The 23,670-nt window shown below is 40.1% G+C and carries 10 protein-coding genes; 2 read left to right on the forward strand and 8 right to left on the reverse strand.

Annotated features, from left to right (window positions below; all coding sequences use genetic code 11):
- Positions 1 to 6: 6 nt before the first annotated feature.
- The 5 genes from B5X70_RS02535 to gltB form a co-directional block, all read right to left on the reverse strand.
- A complete protein-coding gene (locus tag B5X70_RS02535) occupies positions 7 to 5,271 on the reverse strand; it encodes a right-handed parallel beta-helix repeat-containing protein (protein ID WP_079556305.1) in 5,265 nt (1,754 codons plus the stop codon).
- Positions 5,272 to 5,469: 198 nt separating this feature from the next.
- A complete protein-coding gene (locus tag B5X70_RS02540; protein ID WP_079556306.1) occupies positions 5,470 to 6,861 on the reverse strand; it encodes an APC family permease in 1,392 nt (463 codons plus the stop codon).
- A gap of 140 nt (positions 6,862 to 7,001) precedes the next feature.
- Entirely contained in the window at positions 7,002 to 9,197 is a 2,196-nt protein-coding gene (locus B5X70_RS02545) for a glutamine synthetase III family protein (protein ID WP_079556307.1), read from the reverse strand.
- Positions 9,198 to 9,364: 167 nt separating this feature from the next.
- Positions 9,365 to 10,783, reverse strand: coding sequence for a glutamate synthase subunit beta (locus tag B5X70_RS02550; protein ID WP_079556308.1), 1,419 nt, complete (start codon positions 10,781 to 10,783; stop codon positions 9,365 to 9,367).
- 72 nt (positions 10,784 to 10,855) lie between these two features.
- Positions 10,856 to 15,379: a glutamate synthase large subunit gene (gene gltB, locus B5X70_RS02555; RefSeq protein WP_232468291.1), complete on the reverse strand. Its 4,524-nt coding sequence runs from the start codon at positions 15,377 to 15,379 to the stop codon at positions 10,856 to 10,858.
- Between the two features lie 526 nt (positions 15,380 to 15,905).
- Here gltB and asnB point away from each other — a divergent pair.
- Positions 15,906 to 17,492: an asparagine synthase B gene (gene asnB, locus B5X70_RS02560; RefSeq protein ID WP_079556309.1), complete on the forward strand. Its 1,587-nt coding sequence runs from the start codon at positions 15,906 to 15,908 to the stop codon at positions 17,490 to 17,492.
- Positions 17,493 to 17,738: 246 nt separating this feature from the next.
- Here the strand turns inward: asnB and B5X70_RS02565 are convergent, their stop codons facing one another.
- The 3 genes from B5X70_RS02565 to B5X70_RS02575 all read right to left on the reverse strand — a co-directional run bounded on the left by B5X70_RS02565 (position 17,739) and on the right by B5X70_RS02575 (position 20,149).
- The gene (locus tag B5X70_RS02565) at positions 17,739 to 19,100 is read right to left on the reverse strand and encodes a dipeptidase (protein WP_079556310.1); all 1,362 of its coding nucleotides are present in this window, start codon (positions 19,098 to 19,100) and stop codon (positions 17,739 to 17,741) included.
- Between the two features lie 241 nt (positions 19,101 to 19,341).
- Positions 19,342 to 19,719 carry a hypothetical protein gene (locus tag B5X70_RS02570; RefSeq protein ID WP_079556311.1) on the reverse strand — a complete coding sequence of 126 codons (378 nt, stop codon included), beginning with the start codon at positions 19,717 to 19,719 and terminating at the stop codon, positions 19,342 to 19,344.
- A gap of 61 nt (positions 19,720 to 19,780) precedes the next feature.
- Positions 19,781 to 20,149 (reverse strand): hypothetical protein, encoded by a 369-nt coding sequence (locus B5X70_RS02575; RefSeq protein ID WP_079556312.1) that lies wholly within the window; start codon positions 20,147 to 20,149, stop codon positions 19,781 to 19,783.
- A gap of 195 nt (positions 20,150 to 20,344) precedes the next feature.
- On the opposite strand from B5X70_RS02575, the gene B5X70_RS02580 reads away from it, so the two are divergent.
- Positions 20,345 to 23,638 (forward strand): ligand-binding sensor domain-containing protein, encoded by a 3,294-nt coding sequence (locus B5X70_RS02580; protein ID WP_079556313.1) that lies wholly within the window; start codon positions 20,345 to 20,347, stop codon positions 23,636 to 23,638.
- The last annotated feature ends 32 nt before the right edge of the window (positions 23,639 to 23,670 follow it).

The following is a 23,670-nucleotide window of genomic DNA, read 5'->3' on the forward strand; positions in this document are numbered from 1 at the left end:
AATAGTCTATTTGGACACAACAATTTTTACAACTTGAATGCTTTCGCCATAGTTTGTATTAGCCCTCATATTGAGCATATAAACACCATTTGCTATCAAAGAAGCATCTATACTGTACTGATGATTCCCCGGTGCAAAAGACTGCTCACCTGACTGATAAACCGATGTACCGGCAGCATTTACCAACTCAAATGAAAGCAGAGCGTCACTTTCGAGGGCAAAACTTACTGTTGCACTCTCTTTTACCGGATTAGGATACACTACCAACGATGATGTCTTAATATTATTTTCATCCAGAAATGTTGCTACTTTTCTTAACTCGGGTGCAGATATATTAGCTCTTAAAGGTTCTCCCCATTGATTGGCGATTTCAATGTTTTCGTACAATTCAGGCAATAAAGATTCAGAAATTGGTGCAAAATCTAATGCCTCCATCTCTACCACAATGCGCAGAGGTTGTTCCTGATTCGTTTGAATCGGTTCCGTTCCTGCCCATGCAAAACGGAACAATCCGTTTTGAGCGCTGTATACAAATCCATTTCCACCATCAAAACTAACGCCTTTCACTTTCATCATATCCTCAGGATAATAAAACCCAAAGGAAATAGCTCCGACATTTTCATCAATATCAAAATCGAAAGGCAATTCAAATTCATTGTATGATGTTACAACCACCTCTCCCGAAGGGGTAATTCCTTGTCCTGATTTCAGACTCTTCAAGAGGCTGTATGACCCATTAACATCACCAAAGCACAATACTCTTAGCCCGCTAAAAATAGAATTTCCATCCACTAAATAATCATCGTAATGATAAAGAAAATCGCCTGATGGAAACTCATCAATTAATCCGGCATATCGTTTCAACATAAAGAGCGCATCGGTACCATTTACACTTCCGCTCAGATTTACATCTGCTGCCGCAAGGCTTAACCCGGTAAGCAGTTCTTTGCGGGTAAAATGATTCAAAACCAGCAATGCATCTGTTGCATTTACGCCACCCCATGGTTCAGCAGGCTCAACCAACATTCGATAACCCGACGAAGCGAATGCAGAAAATGCAAAATCACCGGCTTCTGAAACGGTTTGTTGAGCTACTTCTACGCCATCAAAATCCACAATGCGGATGATGGCATCACTCATCGGAGTTGAAGCCTCATTTCCATAATGCAACTCACCGGTAAGTAGAAGCTCTTCTCCTTCCATCCACGGTAATTGAGCAAATTCCACGGTATAAACCTTGCCACGATCAGCCTGATTATGCTTATCATAAATAACATTGGAAATCATGGCAGAATCTGCTGCACTCCAAAAGTTGTAACGCGCATTGATATCGTTGATGGTGTTGTTATAAACAGCATATCCGGGGCTGCTATAAAAATTATTTACATATTCAGGTTCTCCCCCAATGGTAACACGACTGGTTCCATCCAGATAAATGGACGCATCCTGATTATTCATGAAAACATTGTTGCGAAAAGCATCGGGTTGCGAATTCCATAGTCGTATTCCATAACCTCCCGAGTTACGCACGACATTATTATTAAAAGTGGGCTCAGTGGTTCTGTCAAGGAAAATGTTATACTCAGAGCCCTGCTCAATGATGCAGTATTTCATAACAGAAGAAGCCCCGTGTAAATCACTGCCAATATAATAGTTAATGCCACCCCAACCTTCTGACTCATCGAAAGCTTTAAAAACAATGGGAGAATCTTCGGTTCCTATCGCCAATAAATTACCTGTATACCAACTGTGAGTATTCCTGCCTACATTGAGAGAAGCATCGGGATTAAACCTCATTTCTACACCCGGATGAACAATAAAATCAATTGTAGCCCGATCACGCTCTAACCCAATATTGCCAAGTACATGATAAGGAATACCATCACTGTAAAAAGTTGCATCTGAAGTATAAAGACCCCCATTAACAGCTATGTACTGCATACCATTGTCGGCATAGCTATTATTATCAAGAATTGGAAGACTGTTCCAGGTTGCCAGATACAATGGGTATTCTTCATTTTCGCCAAACGTAGTGTTACTTATTGTTGGCGTACTCGCTCCGGTTAAAAACATACCGTTGGTGCCGTTGTTAAGTATTTGGCAATTATCAAACTCCGGTGATGCGGCGGTTAAGTAAACACCATTTTGAGCAGCATTTCTGATGGTAACTTTTTCCATTAAAGGCATGGTCGTTCTGTCACAAAACAGGTTATAGGCATCGCCATGCTCAACAACACAATATTTCATAAAAGATGATGCACCATATAAATTGCTTCCATTAAAGAAATTCATTCCTCCCCAGCCTAACGATTGATCAAATGCACCAAACACGATTGGGAGTTCCTCTGTTCCTTCTGCAATTAAATTACCCCCATTATTGCTATTATTTACAAGACCAACATCGAAAGAAACATCCTGATCAAATAAAAATATTACGCCTGGCTCGACAATAAAATCAGCAGGATTTCGATATGCTGTTAATGCGATATTATTTCTAACATGGTAAGGAATTCCGTCATTTACATAAGTTATATCACCTGTAATATCTCCGCCACTAAGAGATATGTACTGCATTCCATTGCCTTCATAACTGTTATCCTCAAGAATTGGAAGGCTATTCCATGCTAACATCACTATTGGATACTCTTGATTTTGAGAAAACAAGGTATTACTTATAACCGGCGTACTTGATCCATTAAGTCTTACCCCGTTCAATCCATTATTTAAAACTTTTGAATGGCTTAACTCGCCCCGACTGTTATGATACCGAATGCCATTACCAGCAGAATTCTGTATAACACTGTTCACAATATTTACCACCGTGCCTTCAGCATAAATATTGTAAATTCTTCCATTTTCTACAATACAGTATGCAAGTTCTGAAGGTGCTTGACCGGATATATTTAATCTAAGATGAATGCCATCCCATCCTCCGGGTTCACCGTTAAAGGAGGTGAATTTTATGGGTCGTTCTTCAGTTCCCACAGCATATAATTCACCAAAATTAACAGATGATGTACTAAAATACAAACTAGCACCTTCTATAGCTTTAATGGTATTTCCGGGTTCTATGGTTAAACGTCTGTTGGCTCGAACCGTTAATTGCCCCAAAAGAATAATATCATAATCAATGGTAAACCATGTTTGATTGCTTGTAACATCTCCCTCCGGCAGAACGATACCATTAAACTCATTATCAACCAGGATGGGACTCCCCCCAGGCTGCCTGATGCTGGTATTGGGGGTATTGTAATATATTCCATACTTATTTTCACCAATGGTTGTATTGGTAAAAGTTGGGTTGGAGTCAAAACCAGTCATCATGACCCCGGCATCTCCATTATTGCTAATTTCTGTATTGATAAATGTTGGAGAAGAAGATTGCAAGCTAATCCCGTGCGACGCATTATTTATCACTTGAGTATTCTCAATATTAATATTTGCATTTTGCAAATGAATTCCTCTACCTGTTGAATTCCTGATCACAGAATTATTCAACATAGGCTCGGTAGTGTCGCTGCAACGCAGGTTAGCATTATTGACTCCATGTCCTGCGTTTGATATCACCACATAATTAAATTGAGAAGAAACACCGTTGTTACTGTTCGCACTGAACCAAATTCCTCCCCAAAGCCCCTCTTCGTCAAGATACCCGGTAAAATATACAGAGTCACCTTCCAGCCCGTTACAAATAATATTTGCCTGTCGAACCTCCATGGTTACCTCAGGTAAAAACAAGATTTGTGTTCCTGCTTCAAAAGTATGTGTACCGCCGGTAAAAACAATATTTCCAGTAACCCAGTAAGGGCTTGCAGCTTTAGTATAGGTAACATTTCCACTGAGGTTTCCGCTTAACTGACTACCGGGAGTTTGCATCGTAACACTATTCAAAGTAGCCTGAGCTGCGGTTTTATCATTAAATAACTTAACTTTGTATTGCAGATATCTCCCGGTTTCTTCAATTTCAATGGGACTTATATCCTCATACGTGTTCCAGTTGCTCCATACTCCATCATTACCGGCAATTCTAAAGGAGACTTCCAGTCCTGCACCAGTTGCGATGCTTGTTGCAAAGGATAGTTCGCTAATGATGCGCTCGGCACCAAGTTCATCAAACTTGGTTGAAATAAACAAACCTTTACTTTTTCGATTGGTTGAAAGCGTCAACAAACTATACCTCGCATTTACAATCGGAACCCCTGAAAGGTTGGTTCCTCCGCCATACACCACTTGTCCGTTGGCTCCAAATGCCACAAAATCCTTTACATAATCAACCATCCCCGTAGAGGAACTCCAAACCAGCGGAGTGGTTGTAATGTCAGCAAAAGCGACACCATTGGTAATAGAAGTCGCATTTTCCCCTCCCATCACCACCAATAGTCCATTGGCAATAAAAGATGCATGATGACTAACAGCCTGAGGGAGGTTTGTCTCAGAAACCCATCCTCCCAAATTACCATCTGATTGAGAAAAATTACGGAAAACAGTATTGAGTTTTTCATCATCATTATTGACACCGCCTATCACAAGAACATCTTCACCATCTACAACCATGGTATGATTTCTCACCTCCACAGGCAGAACAGTTGTCACTTCAAACTCCGATAATTTACCGTTAGCCAATACTTGTGCCACCCATACTTCAGAAGTTCCACTACCATTTGAAAACTGGGAACTTCCACCAGCAACATAGAGATATCCGTTACAAAACACAGCAGTATGCCCATGCAATGATGATGGCAAACGAATTTCCATCTCTTGCCATTGTCCAATATTTCCATTCAAACTCATGGTGGCATAAAAAATTCTGTCACTCACCTCATCGTCTGTAGCACCGCCTAACACATAAATGGTATTGTCTCCTATGACCATTGCATGGTTTCTAACCCCTTTGGGAAGAGCCGACACCGTTGTCCAGCCACTAATTCCTGAGGATTGCAAAGCAGCTCGATATACTTGTGGCGAATTAGATGTTCCGTTAAACCCACCTGAAAGAAATACAAAACGATTATTCCAGGTGGCAGCCTGATGACCACTTAGTGTTTGAGGAATGACTGTGGTAGTAACCCAGTTGCCCATAGACGATGCCTGAAAAGGTAAGCCAATGGCATTGGAACCAACCAGTAAATCATTGAAATTACCGATATTAAAATCATCATTACTGGTGTGAGTAAATGAGACCTGCGCATGCATTGACAAGGAGGGAAAAAGAAGAAGATAAACTAGAAATGCGGACGCAAGTCCCCCAACAAAGTGTAGAAACTTTTTCATAAAACAGTTGCTTTTTGGTTTAAATTTTAATGAGCTTTTGTTATGGGTAAGGAAGGTTCATACAAAGAAACTACAAACTAATTACTTTATACGCAATTCACATAACTGGTTTCAATTATATGATGAAACCACAAAAATAGATGATAAATGGCATATAAAATAGCACAAACACTATATGATACTACTCTTTATTAAAGATCAAACAATCCCTCTGTTTGACATAAACCGATGACCGATATAAGCAAGTATAAGGACAGCCACTCCCATAAAAGGATAAAATCCTGAAATCCCATCAGTTAAAAAGGCCTGACGAACGGCACCAAGCAAGGCTACTGCAGAAAACAGAAGATAAATAACAGGCAACCATGGGTATCCTGTTGCTTTATAAGGCCTGAACCTATTGGGTTGCTTTACTCTTAAAACAAAAAGCGCTAAAACAGTCAATGAGCCGGTTATAAACATGGCAATACTGGCCATCTCAATGATGGCATAAAAGCTTCCGGTAAGAACTAAAAAAATAGCGAATATTGCCTGAACCCATAAGGCTCTTCCCGGAACTTTCATTTTATTAAGTCGTGCAGCTCCCGCCCAGAAAGCTCTCTCTTTTGCCATGGCAAATGCAACACGCGCACTGGTCAATATTGTCGCATTTAATGAAGTTACAATGGCAACGGTGATGGTGATTAAAACCAAATTTGCCATAACCGGACTGTTTAGTGCTCTGGCCATTGCTGTTCCCGCATCCATGTTTTTGAGGGATGACAATCCCTCAAAACCAAGAGAGAACACAAAAGCAGCACACATCAAAACATAGAGAACAGTAACAACAACCGTTGCCCAAGTCATGGATTTTGGGATGTTACGACCGGGGTCTTTCACTTCACCTGCAACATAAATTATATTAAGCCACCCGGAATATGCAAAATTCACAAAGAGAAAAGCAGTAATAACACCTCCTGCTGAAACCGATGAATCCCAAATCTGAATAGATTGATCCGGCCTGACGCTCCATCCACTTAGCACGGCGTAACCAGCAAGAAAGATCAGGAATAGAATTGGAATAAGAGTAAATAGAATTTGAGTTCGTGCTGCAATTCGTGTCCCAGCATAATTTATTGCAGTAATTAAAAGAATTAATAACACTGCGAAAAAATTAGCTTTTTGCAGGGGGATACCCGGTGCAATATTGGCCATCATATCCAAACCGGAAAGAGCTGATATCTGATACTGAAAGACCGCCACGGCCATTCCGGCAATAGAGCCACCAAAAATGGTAACAAACAAAACCCATCCGGAAGCAAAAGCGACGGAATCACCGTAAGCTTCTTTCTGGAAAACATAATCCCCTCCGGCTTTTGGGAGCATTGCTCCCAATTCACCACACGCAACCGCCCCTGAATAGGCAAAGAGACCACCCAGCAGCCAAATTAGAAAAAACATCAGAAGAGAACCTGTTTCAGAAGCAACTGCAGATGGGAAAAGGAAAATCCCAACTCCCAACATGGAGCCTGCAACAACAGTAAAACCTGCCATTGGACCAATTACCCGTGGCATACGTACACCATCACTTCCCTGTTCAAAATCATCCATAATTATCTCCTCAATAACAATAGATTTTGAAAGATATAAAAAAGCACCTCTTTCACAAACAAAATAGCTTAAAAACGAAACGGGCCTGCTTCACTTTTGAAGCAGACCCGTTTTCCCCCTTTAATAACCTTAAAATCAAACTATCGTGCAAACAAGAGTTCGCGATATTTAGGAAGTGGCCACATTTCATTATCCACAATAAGTTCGAGCTTATCAATGTGGTAACGAATATCATCCAGATATGGACGAACAGTTTTATCATAAAGTTCGGCTGCTTTATGCGCATCCTCTTCTTTATTAGCCACTTTTCTTGCTTCTACCATTTCATGAACTTTGTTTTTAATGTTCTTAATATGGTATGAAGTCTTTTTAATCAAATCAACACGATCCCCGGCAAGCTCATTAAAATCTGCTGTATCCCCAAATACATCTTTCAATCCTTGAACGTTGGTGATAAGAGTGTTCATGTACTTAACACCGGTAGGAACGATATGGTTGATGGCTATATCACCCAACACACGAGATTCAATCTGAATCTTTTTCGTATATTTCTCCATCTCCACCTCAACGCGAGCTTCTAGTTCTTTCGGCTCAAACACACCGTTGGCAGCAAACAGAGCTTTAGATTTATCAGTAAGATAAGCATGTAAGGCTTCAGGAGCATTCGAGATGTTATACAAACCTCTTCGAGCTGCTTCCTCAACCCATTCCGCACTGTATCCGTTTCCATCAAAACGTATTTTCTTGGTTTCTTTGATGTAGCGTTTCAATGTTTGAAGAATAGCCTCATCCTTTTTAACACCTTTCTCAATTAAGCCATCCACCTCTGATTTGAATTTCTTCAACTGTTCTGCAACAATGGTGTTTAGTACGATCATTGCTGATGCACAGTTTGCAGAAGAACCAACGGCTCTGTATTCAAACCTGTTTCCTGTGAAAGCAAATGGTGAAGTACGGTTACGATCGGTATTATCGAGAAGGATTTCAGGAATTTTACCAATATTCAGCTTAATGGAAGTCTTTTCATCAGGCGTCATCTTCTTATCCGGTACGGTTTCCTCTAATTCATCCAAAACACGATTTAACTCATGACCAAGAAATACTGAAATAATTGACGGAGGTGCTTCGTTGGCACCTAATCGGTGCATATTGCTAGCAGTCAAAATACTTCCGAGTAGCAAATCCTGATGCTCGTACACAGCCTTCATTACATTCAGAAGGAATGTCAAAAACTGCATATTGGTACGTGGATTCTTTCCTGGGGACAATAGGTTAACACCAGTATCAGTGCTTAACGACCAGTTATTATGTTTTCCTGATCCATTGATACCTTTGAATGGTTTTTCATGGAAAAGAATTCGGAAACCATGTTTACGAGCAATTCTTTTCATCACATCCATGATTAATTGGTTGTGATCGTTGGCTAGGTTACACTCTTCAAAGATAGGAGCTATTTCAAACTGGTTTGGTGCTACCTCATTGTGCCTGGTTTTCACAGGAATTCCTAGCAGATATGATTCATGCTCAAAATCCTCCATATAGGCAATAACACGCTCTGGTATACTGCTGAAATAATGATCTTCTAATTGTTGATCTTTACTTGAGGAGTGTCCCATTAGGGTTCTTTCAGTCAACATAAGATCCGGACGTGCCATAAAGAGTCCTTCATCAACTAAGAAATACTCCTGCTCCCATCCAAGATTACTGGACACTTTAGAAACATTTTTATCAAAGTATTGACAAACATCCACCGCTGCTTTATCAACAGCACCAAGTGCCTTTAAGAGAGGCATTTTGTAGTCAAGTGCTTCCCCAGTGTAGGATATGAAAATGGTTGGCAAACACAAAGTTGTTCCAACTATAAATGCAGGGGAAGATACATCCCATGCTGTATATCCTCGCGCTTCAAAAGTGTTTCTCAATCCACCTGAAGGGAGACTGGATGCATCGGGTTCCTGTTGAACCAGCAACTTTCCACTAAAACTTTCTACTACGCCATTACTGACAGAATCGGTAACAATAAATGCATCATGCTTTTCAGCGGTTGCATCTGTAAGAGGGTGAAACCAGTGGGTGTAGTGTGTCGCTCCATTTTCGGTAGCCCAAGCTTTCATTCCCAAAGCAATCTGGTCTGCCATTTTACGGTCGATTCTCGTACCTTTATTAATAGCTTCCATTACATGCTCATAAGCATCCTTAGAAAGATATTTTTTCATTTTAGGTTTATCGAAAACCTGCTTACCATAATACTCTGAGGTAGCTCTACCCAGTTCTTCAATGTACATGGGCTTCCTTTTCAGAAGCTCCTTCAATGCCATAAATCTTAATGTTGCCATATCAAATTGTTTATTTAGAGAGTTAGACACTACAAATATGTAACTTTTTTATTAAAACCCCTTACATTTTCATGTTAAAAAATATAAATAACAATCTTTTTTATTGGTACACCCCCTATTCAAACACACCCAAGCAACCAATTAACACTAAAAACAAAAGACCACCCCTATTTTTTACTCAGATAGTCATGAACTTTTTCTGCCGCTTCCCGACCTTTTGCAATAGCAGTCACCACCAAACTGGCTCCGTTTGCTGCATCACCTGCAGCAAAGACCCCATCCATGCTGGTTGAATAGTTATCATCTATCTTAACATTACCTCTCGGATCTAACTCCAGATTAAGCTCTTTTATTAAACCTTCATGTACAGGATGAACAAATCCCATTGAGAGAAAAACCATATCAGCATCAATCACTCTTACCGTATCAGGCTTTTCACTCATCTTCCAACTTCCATTTTCGTTGGTCCACTCAACCTCCGCCACTTCAACACCAGTTACAACTCCATCTTTACCTAAAAATTTACGGGTGGCCAAACTCCACATCCTTTCACATCCCTCTTCATGAGAGGAGGATGTCTTAAGCACATTTGGCCAATATGGCCATGGATTACCAGGTCTGCGTTTAGCCTGTGGTTTTGGAAGAATCTCGACCTGACCAACCCATGAGGCTCTTTGACGGTTTGCTGTCCCTACGCAATCGCTTCCGGTATCTCCACCACCAATTACCAACACCTTTTTTCCTTTCGCTTCAATCCTTTCACCGTTGAAATTAACTCCTCGGTTTACTTTATTCTGTTGAGTCAGATACTCCATTGCAAAATAGACACCTTTCAAATCACGTCCTTCAACCGCAAGGTCTCTAGGTTTCATGGCGCCAATTGCCAACACCACCGCATCGTATTTCTTCAATATCTCCTTACCGGTAATGTTCTCACCAACGGACGTATTTGTCTTAAATTCTATCCCTTCTGTTTCAAAAATCTGAATTCTTCGATCTATCACTTTTTTATTTAGCTTAAAATCCGGAATCCCATAACGCAACAGACCACCTACAGCATCATCACGCTCAAAGACAGTAACTGTATGTCCGGCCTGATTCAACAAATCAGCAACAGACAACCCGGCAGGCCCTGAACCAATGACTGCAACTTTTTTCCCGGTGCGCTTCTTTGGTATACGTGGCTTGATCACACCTAGCTCAAATGCTTTTTCCACAGTTGAGGACTCATTCTCCCGAATGGTAACAGCCTCTTCATGAATAGCCAACACGCATGACTTTTCACATGGTGCCGGACATACTCTCCCGGTAAATTCAGGAAAACTGTTTGTTGAGTGAAGAATTTTATACGCCTCATCATAATCTCCTTTATATAAAGCGTCCTGCCACTCAGGAATCTTACTTCCTACAGGACATGCCCAATGACAAAACGGAATACCGCAATCCATGCAGCGGGACGCCTGTAATCGACGATCCTGATCATTTAGAACCTGCTCAACTTCCCCATAATCATCAACACGCTCATTCACAGGCCGATTACCACTGAATTTTTGCGGAACCTCTATAAAACCTCTTGGATTTCCCATAATTATATTTTTTATACAGCCATCCGGCTTTTACCCGGAGCGACCAAAGTACTACTTAAGTTAAATGAACTACTACTCTCTGATATAAGGAGCATCTTCCGTTTCTTTTAGCTTTTGCTCCAGTTCCATTAATTTTTGTTGCTGAAGAACCTTTTTATATTCAAATGGAATAATTTTCACAAACTTCGGAAGATAGTAATCCCAATTAACAAGAATTTCTCTTGCCTTAGCACTGTTTGTATGCAACAGATGGTTATTTAACAACTCCTGAAGCTCTTTAATATCATCGTAATCGTGAACCGGATTCAGCTCAACCAAACCTTTATTACAGAAATAATCAAGCTTACCACTTTCATCCAGCACATAAGCTATTCCACCACTCATTCCGGCAGCAAAATTTCTTCCGGTTGACCCAATTACAACCACTCTACCTCCGGTCATGTACTCACAGCAATGATCTCCAACCCCTTCTACTACAGCATTGGCTCCTGAATTCCTTACAGCAAACCTCTCGCCTGCCACTCCATGTACATAAAGACTTCCTGAGGTAGCTCCATATAATACTGTATTTCCAATAATGATATTTTCCTCAGGTTTAAATGAAGACCCTTTGGGTGGTACAACCACGATTTCTCCCCCCGACAAACCTTTACCCAGATAGTCGTTGGCATCACCTTCCAAACGTATGCTGACACCTTTTACAAGAAAAGCTCCTAAACTTTGTCCTGCCGAGCCTGTAAATGTGCAGTTAATGGTACTTGGTGGTAAACCTTCTTCACCATAAACCTTTGAAACCTCACCGGATAACATGGCCCCTACTGTTCTGTCGGTATTAGCAATTGGGTGAGCTATCCAGACTTTGGTTTTATTCTGTATGGCAGGTCTGGCTTGACGAATTAATTCATGATCCAGCACCTGATCAACCTTATGCTTCTGAACCAGGGTCTGGCGAATGGGGTATTTACGTCCCTCTTTCGGGAAGTAGGTTAAAGCAGATAAGTCAATCCCTGAAGTTTTCCAGTTGCCAACCTCTTTGTTTTGCTCTAACAGATCAGCACGACCTATGATTTCATCCATGGATTTAACGCCCATCGCAGCAAGATGCTCACGCACCTCTGTTGCAATAAATGTAAAGAAGTTAACCAGATGTTTATGTTTTCCTATGAAACGCTTGCGTAACTCTTCATCCTGCGTAGCAATTCCGGCGGGACAAGTATTTAAATGGCATTTGCGCATCATTATACAACCAAGCACAACCAAACCGGCAGTTGCAAAGCCATACTCTTCAGCACCCATAAGTGCCATTTTAATAACATCCAGTCCCGTTTTCAACTGTCCATCGGTCTGAATCTTTACCCGCCCACGCAGGTTATTTAACACAAGCGTTTGCTGAACCTCAGCCAATCCAAGTTCAACAGGAAGACCTGCATGCTTGATTGAACTAACAGGACTCGCACCGGTTCCACCCTCGGTACCGCTGATGGTAATAAGATCGGCATGAGCTTTAGCCACACCCGCTGCAACAGTTCCAACCCCGGTTTCAGAAACCAGTTTCACACTGATTTTAGCTGATGGATTGGTACATTTCAAGTCGAATATCAATTGAGCTAGATCTTCAATGGAGTAGATATCATGATGCGGTGGCGGGGAAATCAACGTAATTCCCGGAGTGGAATTACGTAATTTAGCAATCACTTTATCAACTTTATAACCCGGCAACTGACCACCTTCGCCGGGTTTAGCCCCCTGAGCTATTTTGATCTGAAGTTCATCAGCATTTACCAGATAATTGTTGGTTACTCCAAAGCGGCCACTGGCAACCTGTTTAATTGCACTACGAGCATTGGATTTAAAACGGGAAGCGTCCTCTCCTCCTTCTCCGGTATTGCTTCGTCCGCCAATCTTATTCATGGCTAAAGCCAAAGCCTCGTGTGCCTCCTTTGAAATAGAACCGTAGGACATGGCGCCGGTGACAAATCGTTTCATTATGGATTCCACAGGCTCCACTTCATTAATATCAATCGACTTTCCTGTTTTAACCTTTAAGAAACCTCGTAAAAAGAGCGGTGTTTGATTGTCGTGGTCAACTCTTTTGGAGTACTCTTTGAATTTTGAATAATCATTTTCAGCAGTAGCCCATTGAAGCAATCCAATGGTTTCAGGATTCCAACCATGCTTTTCTCCATATTTTCTGAAAGAGTATGCTCCAAAACTGTCAAAAGGGCCTTCACTCTTATCATCTGCAAACGCTTTTTCGTGAAACAAGATTGCTTCTTTTGCAAGTTCCTCAAATCCAACGCCTCCAATTCGTGATGAGGTTCCGGTGAAATAAGTTGATATCACTTCCTGGGAGATTCCCACTGCTTCAAAAATCTGTGCTCCGTGATAGCTCCTCAGAGTACTGATACCCATCTTCGAAAGCACTTTTAAGAGCCCCTTATTGATGGATTTCACATAATTCTCACGAGCCTCATGATAATCCATTTTTATCACCCCTTTTTTCACCATTTCATCAATCACGGCAAAACTTACATAAGGGTTTATCACACTGGCTCCATAACCCAACAATAATGCAAAATGCATCACTTCACGCGCTTCTCCCGTCTCTACAATCAACCCGATTTGCATCCGCTTTTTGGATTTCACTAAATGATGATGAACAGCTGCTGTTGCCAATAATGAAGGAATAGCCACCTCTTTGGAAGAGATGTTTCTATCACTTAGAATCACATAATTATTACCGTCATCAACGGCCTTTTCAGCCGTTTTACATATGGTAATCAATGCTTTTTTAAGACCTTCACCACCCTGATCAGCGGTAAATGTCATAGGAATGGTAACGTGCGTAAACTCCTCTCTCCTGTAATCCTTTATCTTGCCTAAATCTGTATTTGATAAGATTGGCGAAGCAAATTTGATGGAACGACACTGCGCCGGAGTTTCGATGAGAAGATTCTTAGAAACCGATCCGATATAGCTGGTCAAGGCCATCACCAAGCCTTCTCTGATAGGATCGATGGCAGGGTTGGTTACCTGTGCAAATAGCTGCCGAAAATAAGAGAACAACCTCTGTGGCTTATCAGACAAAGCTGCCATGGGTGTATCATTACCCATTGAACCTACCGGTTCATTGGCTGAATTAGCCATCGGAAAAATGATCTGCTCAAAATCTTCCTTGTTATATCCAAAAGCTTTTAAATAAGTGTCGAATTTATTCCCCAACGAGGATGAAACTCGTTGTTTTACATCAATATCATTCAGGCTGATTCGGTTTTCTTTCAGCCAATTTTCATATGGGTGCAATCTTGATAATTGAGATTTAATCTCTTCATCAGGAATAATGATGCCAAGTTGAGTATCTACCAACAAGAGTTTTCCGGGACGTAAACGTCCCTTTACAACAATCTCCTCAGCAGGGAAAGTCTGTACACCCACCTCAGACCCCATCACAATCATGTCATTTTTTGTTATAACATATCTGGAGGGACGCAAACCGTTTCTATCCAAGGTACCTCCAATGTACCGTCCATCTGAAAAAACGATAGATGCCGGACCGTCCCAAGGTTCCATGATGGTACTATGGTATTCGTAATAAGCTTTCAAGCTGGGAGGAATCGGGTTTTTATCGTTCCACGATTCGGGAATCAGCATCGTCAATGCATGAGGGAGCGTTCTTCCGGTCATAAACAGGAACTCCAGCACATTATCCAACGATGCAGAGTCGCTCTTATGAGGTTCAATCACCGGAAACAGTTTTTTTAGGTCGTCACCAAAAAGATCCGATTCCAGCAAGCCCTCTCTTGCCTCCATCCAAAGTCGGTTTCCCTTTATGGTGTTGATCTCTCCGTTATGCGCCAACATACGGAATGGCTGTGCCAAATCCCATGTAGGAAAAGTGTTGGTACTAAAGCGGGAATGAACCAGTGAGATGGCACTGGAAATACCCGGATGCTTCAAATCAAGGAAATACTCACCAAGCTGGTCAGGCGTCAACATTCCTTTATATATAAAAACCTTGCTTGACAGACTGACGATATAAAAATGTTCTTTCTGCTTCAGAGAGGAATTTCTGATGGCATTCTCGGTAACTTTTCGAGCCAAAAACAGTTTCCTTTCTAAAACATCCTGCTCATAATCGCCCTGAACAAACACTTGGCGAACAACTGGTTCATTACTTTTGGCTATTTCGCCCAACACCTTATTATTCACAGGAACATCCCGGTATCCTATCAAATCCAAACCTTCCTCCTGTAAACATCTGTTCAGCTCAGACACACAAAACATCTGCTCCTTCTCATTCCGGGGAAGAAAGATTAAACCTGTACCGTACCTACCAGCCTGAGGAAGATTAAAATCAAACGTAGAAAACAGATCATGCGGAACCTGCATCAGAATTCCGGCTCCATCGCCGGATTTATTATCAGAACTTTCAGCACCACGATGGGTCATATTCACAAGCACCTCTAATCCTCTGCGTACTATTTCATTGGACTTTACACCCTTTATATTCGCTACGAATCCTATCCCACAATTCTCATGTTCATTGGCCGGGTCATACAAGCCCTGGGCTTTTGGAAGTCTTTGTTGCATTTCCATTCGATCAAAATTTAGGTTATTGGCTTTTCCGAAATCCAATTCGGCCAAGCTATATACATTACATTATTTATAGTAGTACCTCTTGAGTGTTTATGATGTAACAATTGACTCTTGGAACGGTTTAGTTACATAACTGAATTAATTCGCGACTTAGAATTAAAAAACATTACAAATTTAATTCTTTTTATTTCAAAATGAAACCTGACGGCAGTAATATATTAATCAGTTAACATTTTTTACTACAACCAGAAAAACCATCCAACATCACACTATCAACAACATAACTATACACTTTCAGATTCAAATCAACAATATCCAACTGATTCTATTAAACTCAACAATACAAAATCAAGAAACAAATTGAAATCTATATAACTTGACACTGCAAAAATATCAAAATAAAACGATATATAAAATTTTTACATTATTTTATCACTTTTGCTTGCGTTTTAATTACAATTCCGTATTTTTGTATCGAAAACATAATCAAATCATCATCAAATTACTAATTAAAAAAAGTTTAACCATGTGTGGATTTGCAGTTTATACAGGCGGGGATAAGAAGCTGAAGCTTGACATAGCCCACGAATTTGAGAAAATCCAGTACAGGGGACCCGACAACACCATCATTAGGGATTTTGGAGAAGAAGGATGGATGGGTTTCCACCGTTTAAAAATTATGGATCTGTCGGATGCCGGAAATCAGCCCCTGACTCATAATAATATCCACTTGGTTTGTAATGGAGAGGTTTACAACTTTAGAGAACTGAAAAAGAAATATGAAACCGGCTTTGAATTTCAATCTGAGAGTGATTGTGAGGTCATGCTGCCTCTTTTTCTGGAAAAAGGAATTGTAGGAATGGCAAAAGAATTGGATGCCGAATATGTTTGTGTTATTTATGATGATATTCAGAAAAAGTATTTTGCAGCCAGGGATCCCATTGGTATCAGACCTATGTTTTACGGATATGATGAATCAGGCGAAATATGCTTTGCCAGCGAAATGAAAAGCCTCCATAAAATTTGTGACAAAGTATATCCTTTCCCACCTGGATATTGTTACGATGGAGAAAAACTGGTACAATATGAAGACATCTCAAAAGTAGAAAAATTTCATACGGACGAGCAGGAAGAGATCTTTAAAAATATAAATGACCTGTTTACAAAAGCTGTAGAAAAGAGAATGGATGCTGATGCTCCAGTGGGATTTCTTTGCAGCGGAGGATTGGATTCAAGTCTTGTTTGTGCCATTGCAGCCAGACTTACCGACAAACCTATAAAAACCTTTGCGGTAGGTATTGAGGATGGCCCCATTGACACAAAGTATGCCAGAATAGTAGCTGATTATTTAAAAACAGATCATACCGAAGTTCTGTTCTCGAGACAAGAGATATTTGATTCCCTAAGCACTCTTATATACAATACTGAAACCTGGGACATCACCACAATCCGCGCCTCTATGGGTATGTATATATTATGCAAGTATATACATGAAAAAACAGACGTGAAAGTTCTGTTGACAGGGGAAATCAGTGACGAAATATTTGGTTACAAGTATACCGATTTTGCACCTACTCCGGATGCTTTTCAAAAAGAGGCTGAGAAACGAATTCGTGAAATATACATGTACGACGTATTAAGAGCCGACCGGTGCATCTCTTCCAACGGACTTGAAGCGAGAGTTCCTTTCGGGGATTTGGATTTTGTAAAATATGTTATGGCAATATCTCCCGAGAAAAAAATGAATTTCACCGGAATTGGTAAATATCTTTTAAGAAAGGCCTTTGAGGACAACTATTTGCCTCATGATATTCTATACCGTGAGAAGGCCGCGTTTTCCGATGCAGTTGGACATAGTGTAGTGGATTACCTGAAAGCCTATGCAGAAGAGATGTATTCCGACGAAGATCTGGAATTGGCACAGAAAAAATTCACACATGCGCCTCCGATTTCGAAAGAGTCACTGATGTACAGAGAAATTTATGAAGGACACTTTCCGGGAAGGGCAGACCTGATTAAAGATTTCTGGATGCCGAACAAAGAGTGGGAGCATTGTAATGTAAACGATCCAAGCGCAAGAATTTTACCAAACTATGGTAAAAGTGGAGAATAACCAAACTGAAACCTAATTACTTACATATACCTAAATTTTCCTAATACCTGGTTAAACCTAAACCAAACCTAATCCTATCCGTTCCTAAACCTGAGAAATCCGGAAACAGAGCTTTACCTGGTTGCTCTGTTCCGGGTTTTCTTTTCAATTTTAAATTATCAGTAAATCAATAGCCATTGTTCGTTATTTAAAGCCAAGAGCCATCGCGATGCGATGGCTCTTGTTATCTTAAACATATAGATTTTCTCAACCTTTGTAATATTCATAAAACTTCCCTACCGTCTCAATTCCTTTAAAAAATTGCTCTAATGGAAAATTTTCATTGGGTCCATGAATGGCATCAGACTCCAGGCCAAATCCCATCAGTACGGATTTCACACCCAATATCTGCTCAAATGAAGATATAATAGGAATAGAACCTCCACTTCGAACGGGAACCGGAACTTTTCCAAAAACAGATTCGTAAGCTTTTTCAGCTGCTTTATATGCCGGGATATCTATTGGACAAACGTAACCATAACCACCCTGTAGTGGAGTAACTTTTACCGAAACGCTTTCAGGTGCAATGCTTTCGAAATAATTCTTAAACAACACGGCAATTTTCACATGATCCTGGTTTGGAACCAATCGGCTGGAAACTTTGGCATAGGCCTTTGAAGGCAAAACAGTTTTCGCTCCCTCACCGGTATAACCTCCCCATATTCCACACACATCAAAAGAAGGTCGAATACCAGTTCGTTCAGATGTTGAGTACCCCGTTTCACCCTTTAATGCCTTCACTCCTATCGATTTTTTATAAGCAGTCTCATCAAACGGAGCCTCTGCCATTTTTGCTCTTTCCTCCGTGCTTACCTCAAGCACATCATCATAAAATCCGGGTATGGTGATTCGCCCATCGCCATCAGTCATTTGAGCAATCATTTTGCACAATACATTGATGGGATTAGCCACTGCTCCGCCAAACAACCCGGAATGCAAATCACGATTAGGCCCGGTAACCTCCACCTCCCAATATGCAAGGCCCCTCAGGCCGGTGGTAATTGAAGGTATTTCGGGAGAAATCACAGAAGTATCTGAAACCAGTATAACATCACAACTCAGCAGATCTCTATTCTCTTCACAGAATGCCATGAGATTGGGAGAACCAATCTCTTCTTCCCCCTCGATAAGGAACTTGATGTTGCAATTTAGTTTACCAGAAGCTACTAAATACTCAAAAACCTTTGCGTGAATAAACCCCTGACCTTTGTCATCATCGGCACCACGACCGTAAATTTTGCCATCCATAATAACTGGCTCAAATGGAGGAGTGTCCCATAAGCTTACCGGATCAACAGGCATCACATCCATGTGTCCATAAACCAAAACCGTGGGAAGCTTCTTGTCAATTGCTTTCTCTGCAAAAGTAACAGGGTTCCCCTTGGTCTCCATCACTTCTGCCTTATCGGCTCCGGCCTCAAGCAAAAGTTTTTTCCACAACTCAGCTGCACGACGCATATCATTCTTGTGCTCAGATTGTGAGCTGATAGATGGAATTCGCAACAATTCAAACAACTCACTAAGAAAGCGCTCTTTATTTTCTGAAATATATTCTTTTAAATCGCTCATAAATAATCATTTATTTTTATAACACAGATTCTTTAGTTACAGAATTAAGGTTGATGAATGAGTTAATTTCAAACCATTTAGGCAAGGACTTCTAAACAATTTACTCTTTTAATATCGAAGTCTATAATATTCATAAACCAAATTAAAATTTTAAAGATTTAAAGGTACAAAAAATCATCTCCTCGTTTTATGATATAAATAAGGATTTACCAAAACCCATTAAGGAGTATAAATAAGAAGTTTATTCAGGACAAGCGTGCATACATGATGAGCAAGTGGATATTCTTACGCATCCATGCTCCAGGATATGATTCAGAAGACATTCAACGATTTCATCAGTCTCAGACAAATTCACACATAAAGGGCGCTCCATGAACTCCATATAGAAACTTTCCAGATCAGCTTGCGTTGGTCTCTCTATCCGGGCTGTTAATGTTCCGTCATCTTCCAACCGAAAGGTAATCATGGCGTTTACACCAGCCTCAACAAGTGTCACAAAACTATCGTACCCTTCCCTAACCTGCGCTTCATAGTCGGGCTGTTCACTTTTACATCCACTGATCAGAAAGAAAATAATTAACGGTAAAAACCAAACACCGGCTTCTCTATATGGTCTCATTAAGACGTTGCGTTAAAAGATTAAAATGCAATTTACGAAAAATGGAAAGGCTCTCCAATATTTAGAAATGCAATTTTATCGAGTTAATAAGCTTATCCAAGCATAAAACATATGTATCAATTACTTCTGTTAAACTCATGCAAATTCCTTGAATTCTTTTTTTTTGCAACTCCATCTTATAGTATGCTTTTTTTAACGTAAAATAGCCTGTTTGATTTTTTATTATTTGTTTTATAACCACCTCATCTTCTTTGACTTCTTTATATACATAATTATTCCACATTTCAGTTACCTCAAGCCCAATCCAATCAAGCGCTTGAGAATATCGTAACTTATCTTTTAAATCTTCGTAACAAAATGTAACGCTATTAAAAATAAAATAACATTTAAATAAAACATCGTTTTTTTTGATGCTGTCTCCAACACACAAAACACCTATACCCTTTATCTATCAATAATATTGCAAAGATACTGCATGACATCTTCTGAAATGCCATTTTAGTTCTATGACTTGAATAGCTATAAAAAGATTTATATGGAGTTAGGCAACTATCGAATCCGCAAATAAAAACAAATAGAGGGAAGTCAAAAGTTGACATCTAATTTTAAATAGTAATTATTGTCTATGAAAACGCATAAGTTTTTATTATACTTAGCTTTGACAATTAGCTTAGTAATAGTTAATCTTAGCCATACTTATTCTCAAATATCTAGTGTAGCATTTGATAAGGTTACAATTAGAGATGGGCTTTCACAATCAACAGTAAATTATATTATCCAGGATAGACATGGATTTATGTGGTTTGCTACCTATGGGGGTCTTAATAAATATGATGGATACTCCTTTACTGTTTACCAAAATGAGGTTGACGACAACACAAGTCTTGGGAACAACAATAATGAACTTTTATTCGAAGACAAGGATGGCTTTATTTGGATAGTGCACAATGGGAATGAAGGATTAGACAGATTTGATCCAAAAACCGAAAGCTTCCTTCGAATCCGACATAATCCGGATGACCCAAACAGCATAAGCAGCAACACGGTACATCATGTAATGCAGGATAAAGAGGGCAACATTTGGGTGTGTGCCGACAATACCCTTAACTTGGTCGTTCAGGATAGTAAAGACAGAGAAGCCAAAGTTAGTTTCCAACGATTTACCAATCCTCCAGAATACAATTTCACACGAGCCTATGAAGACTCGAAAGGTAATTTTCTATTAATGGGTAGCTCTCTTTTTTATTTCGACAGAGAATCAAAGAACGTTACACGCGCCTTTGGGCTTCCTGCCAACCGAGTTATTTCCTACGCAGAAGATAAAAACGGAGATCTACTTGTAGGCACATTCGCTCAAGGAGTTTTCAAGCTTGAATGGGACGAACGGAGTTCAAGCTATCAACTTGGTGATAATTCAAGAATCAATCCTGCACCATCTAACCGCAGTACTGTAGCTATTGATGAGTTTGGAATTATTTGGATTGGAACAGAAACTAGAGGTTTATTTCGATACAATCCTGAAACAGATGAATTAAACAGATTTCTGCCTGATAGATTGAACCCAAACGCCATCAGCGATGCAAATGTATTTTCGATGCATCTTGACCGTACTGGAGTTTTATGGGTTGGCTCCTACAGCCAAGGTCTTAATAAAGTTGACTTATACCGAAAAGATTTTGCCCACTTCTCCTCAATCCCGGGTAACACAAATTCTATGAGCGGAAATACAATATCTGGAATTTCCAGTATCAATGCTAATGAATTATGGGTTGGCACCCGTGATGGAGAAGGTCTCAACAGATTTGTTTTCAACGGAAATAACGAACCCAAAGTATATCATTACCTCAATAACCCGAATGACCCGAACAACATTCTTGGTATCAGCTGCCTAAGTCTACTACAGCGCAGGAACGGTGAAGTATGGATTGGTTCACAAGGATATGTCACCAAACTGATACCTGAATCACCTGGCTCAGCTAGAAGTCCACACGTTACAAGATACCCAATGCAGGTATGGACTTTTAATCTGTTTGAAGACAGCAAAGGTACTTTGTGGGGTGGAACCTGGGATGGAGGCTTATGGCGCTTTGACGAGGCTGCTCAGGAGTTTACTTTTTACACCAACGATCCCAATGATCCAACCAGCTTATGTGACAACATTATATGGTCAATAGGTGAAGACAAACATGGAAATTTGTGGGTGGGGGGACATTCGAATGGATTGAGTATTTTGCCCAGTAGTGAACGGGATAAACAACGACCTCAATTCGTAAATTTCCGCCACAACCAAGACGACAATAATAGTCTCAGCAATAATACAATTAACGCCATATATTGTGACCCAACCGGAACCATGTGGTTAGCAACAGGCAGAGGTTTAAACAAAATAGTTGATGAAAATAATTTACTGGAAAACATCAATATAAATAGCATGCTTAATTTTGACCATTACTTAATGGAAGATGGCTTACCTGCAAATGGAATACTTGGCGTTGTTGAGGATAAAACAGGTAACTTTTGGATGAGTACAACCAACGGGATCAGCAGACTTGATGTATCCGATAATACATTTATAAATTACTTTGAGAGCGATGGCTTACAAAGCAATGAATTTAGGGAAAATGCATATTTTATTAATTCTGAAGGACGAATTTTCTTTGGAGGCCCTAATGGTTTTAACGCTTTTTACCCTGAAAACATTATGACCAACCCGTTTTTACCCGAGGTGGTTTTAACGGATATCCAAATATCAAACAGATCGGTAAGTCCTGGTCAGGAAATAAATGGTGATGTGGTTATTTCAAAACCGATACATATGACCTCCTCCATTTCCCTATCCCATAGAAACAATATGATTGTGCTGCATTTTGCCGGATTACACTATGCAAATCCTTCGAGCAATCAGTATGCTTATTATCTGGAAAACCTTGACGAAGATTGGGTTTACACTATGAATCGAAGTGCAACCTACACCAATCTTAATCCTGGCACCTATACATTTAGAGTAATGGCAACAAACAATGATGGGGTATGGAATGAAGAGGGGACATCATTAACAATTGTTATTCGGCCTCCCTGGTGGGCAACCATCTGGTTCAGATTGTTCGTGATTGCAGTTATTGTCGGTCTTGTTTATTGGTTTATTTCTTATAAGACAAAACGTTTAAAAGAAAATCAAAGAACTCTTGAATTAAAAGTTAAAGAGGCAACTGATAAGGTGAGTGCTCAAAACTCCAAACTACAAGAGGCTCAGACAAAGCTAACAAGCATTATGGGCGATGTTAAAAGCGAATTGGGCAAAGCATCAGAAGAGCTGCTTGAAGCAAGCAATCGTCAGGCTTCCACGGCAGAAGAAATTTCAGCCTCAATGGAGGAAATCACCAGTGAAATGGCGGAAAACGCAAACAATATGCTTCAAATGCTTGAAAAGGTCAAACAAGTTGAGGGAGAATCTGAAGAAAGTGTTAAAATTGTCTCCAACACCCTAAACTCTATCAACAACATCTCTGAAAGCATTGGGTTTGTTTCAGATTTTGCAAGAATGACCAACTTGCTTTCACTGAATGCTGCCATTGAGGCCGCAAGAGCCGGAGAACATGGCAGGAGCTTTGCTGTTGTTGCTTCTCAGGTAAAAAAACTTGCAGACCAATCTTCTGAAGTAGCCATGAATATTCGGAAATTATCTGAACATGGGCAAATGCTCTCACAGGAAGCAAATGATAAAATTATCCAACTTAACAAAGTTGTAACTGGAATTGTAATTACTATTTCAGAAATAAATCAATCAATTCAGGTTCAATCTACTGAAGCAAACAATGTCAATTCTTCAATCTTACAAATGTCAATGTATATTTCTAACACATCCGAGTTGGCAAGCAAGCTGGATGCTGCCATAAACTCTTTAACCATCGAAGAATAATAAACAATAATTAACTGAAACATACGAAAGAA

It is taken from the genome of Alkalitalea saponilacus (assembly GCF_900168165.1).
Lineage (GTDB): Bacteria > Bacteroidota > Bacteroidia > Bacteroidales > Marinilabiliaceae > Natronoflexus > Natronoflexus saponilacus.

Coding starts and splice junctions, on each gene's coding strand:
- B5X70_RS02535 (WP_079556305.1), bottom strand. CDS start 5,271: ATGAAAAAGTTTCTACACTTTGTTGGGGGACTTGCGTCCGCATTTCTA.
- B5X70_RS02580 (WP_079556313.1), top strand. CDS start 20,345: ATGAAAACGCATAAGTTTTTATTATACTTAGCTTTGACAATTAGCTTA.
- B5X70_RS02545 (WP_079556307.1), bottom strand. CDS start 9,197: ATGGCAACATTAAGATTTATGGCATTGAAGGAGCTTCTGAAAAGGAAG.
- B5X70_RS02540 (WP_079556306.1), bottom strand. CDS start 6,861: ATGGATGATTTTGAACAGGGAAGTGATGGTGTACGTATGCCACGGGTA.
- B5X70_RS02550 (WP_079556308.1), bottom strand. CDS start 10,783: ATGGGAAATCCAAGAGGTTTTATAGAGGTTCCGCAAAAATTCAGTGGT.
- B5X70_RS02570 (WP_079556311.1), bottom strand. CDS start 19,719: ATGAGACCATATAGAGAAGCCGGTGTTTGGTTTTTACCGTTAATTATT.
- B5X70_RS02565 (WP_079556310.1), bottom strand. CDS start 19,100: ATGAGCGATTTAAAAGAATATATTTCAGAAAATAAAGAGCGCTTTCTT.
- asnB (WP_079556309.1), top strand. CDS start 15,906: ATGTGTGGATTTGCAGTTTATACAGGCGGGGATAAGAAGCTGAAGCTT.
- gltB (WP_232468291.1), bottom strand. CDS start 15,379: ATGGAAATGCAACAAAGACTTCCAAAAGCCCAGGGCTTGTATGACCCG.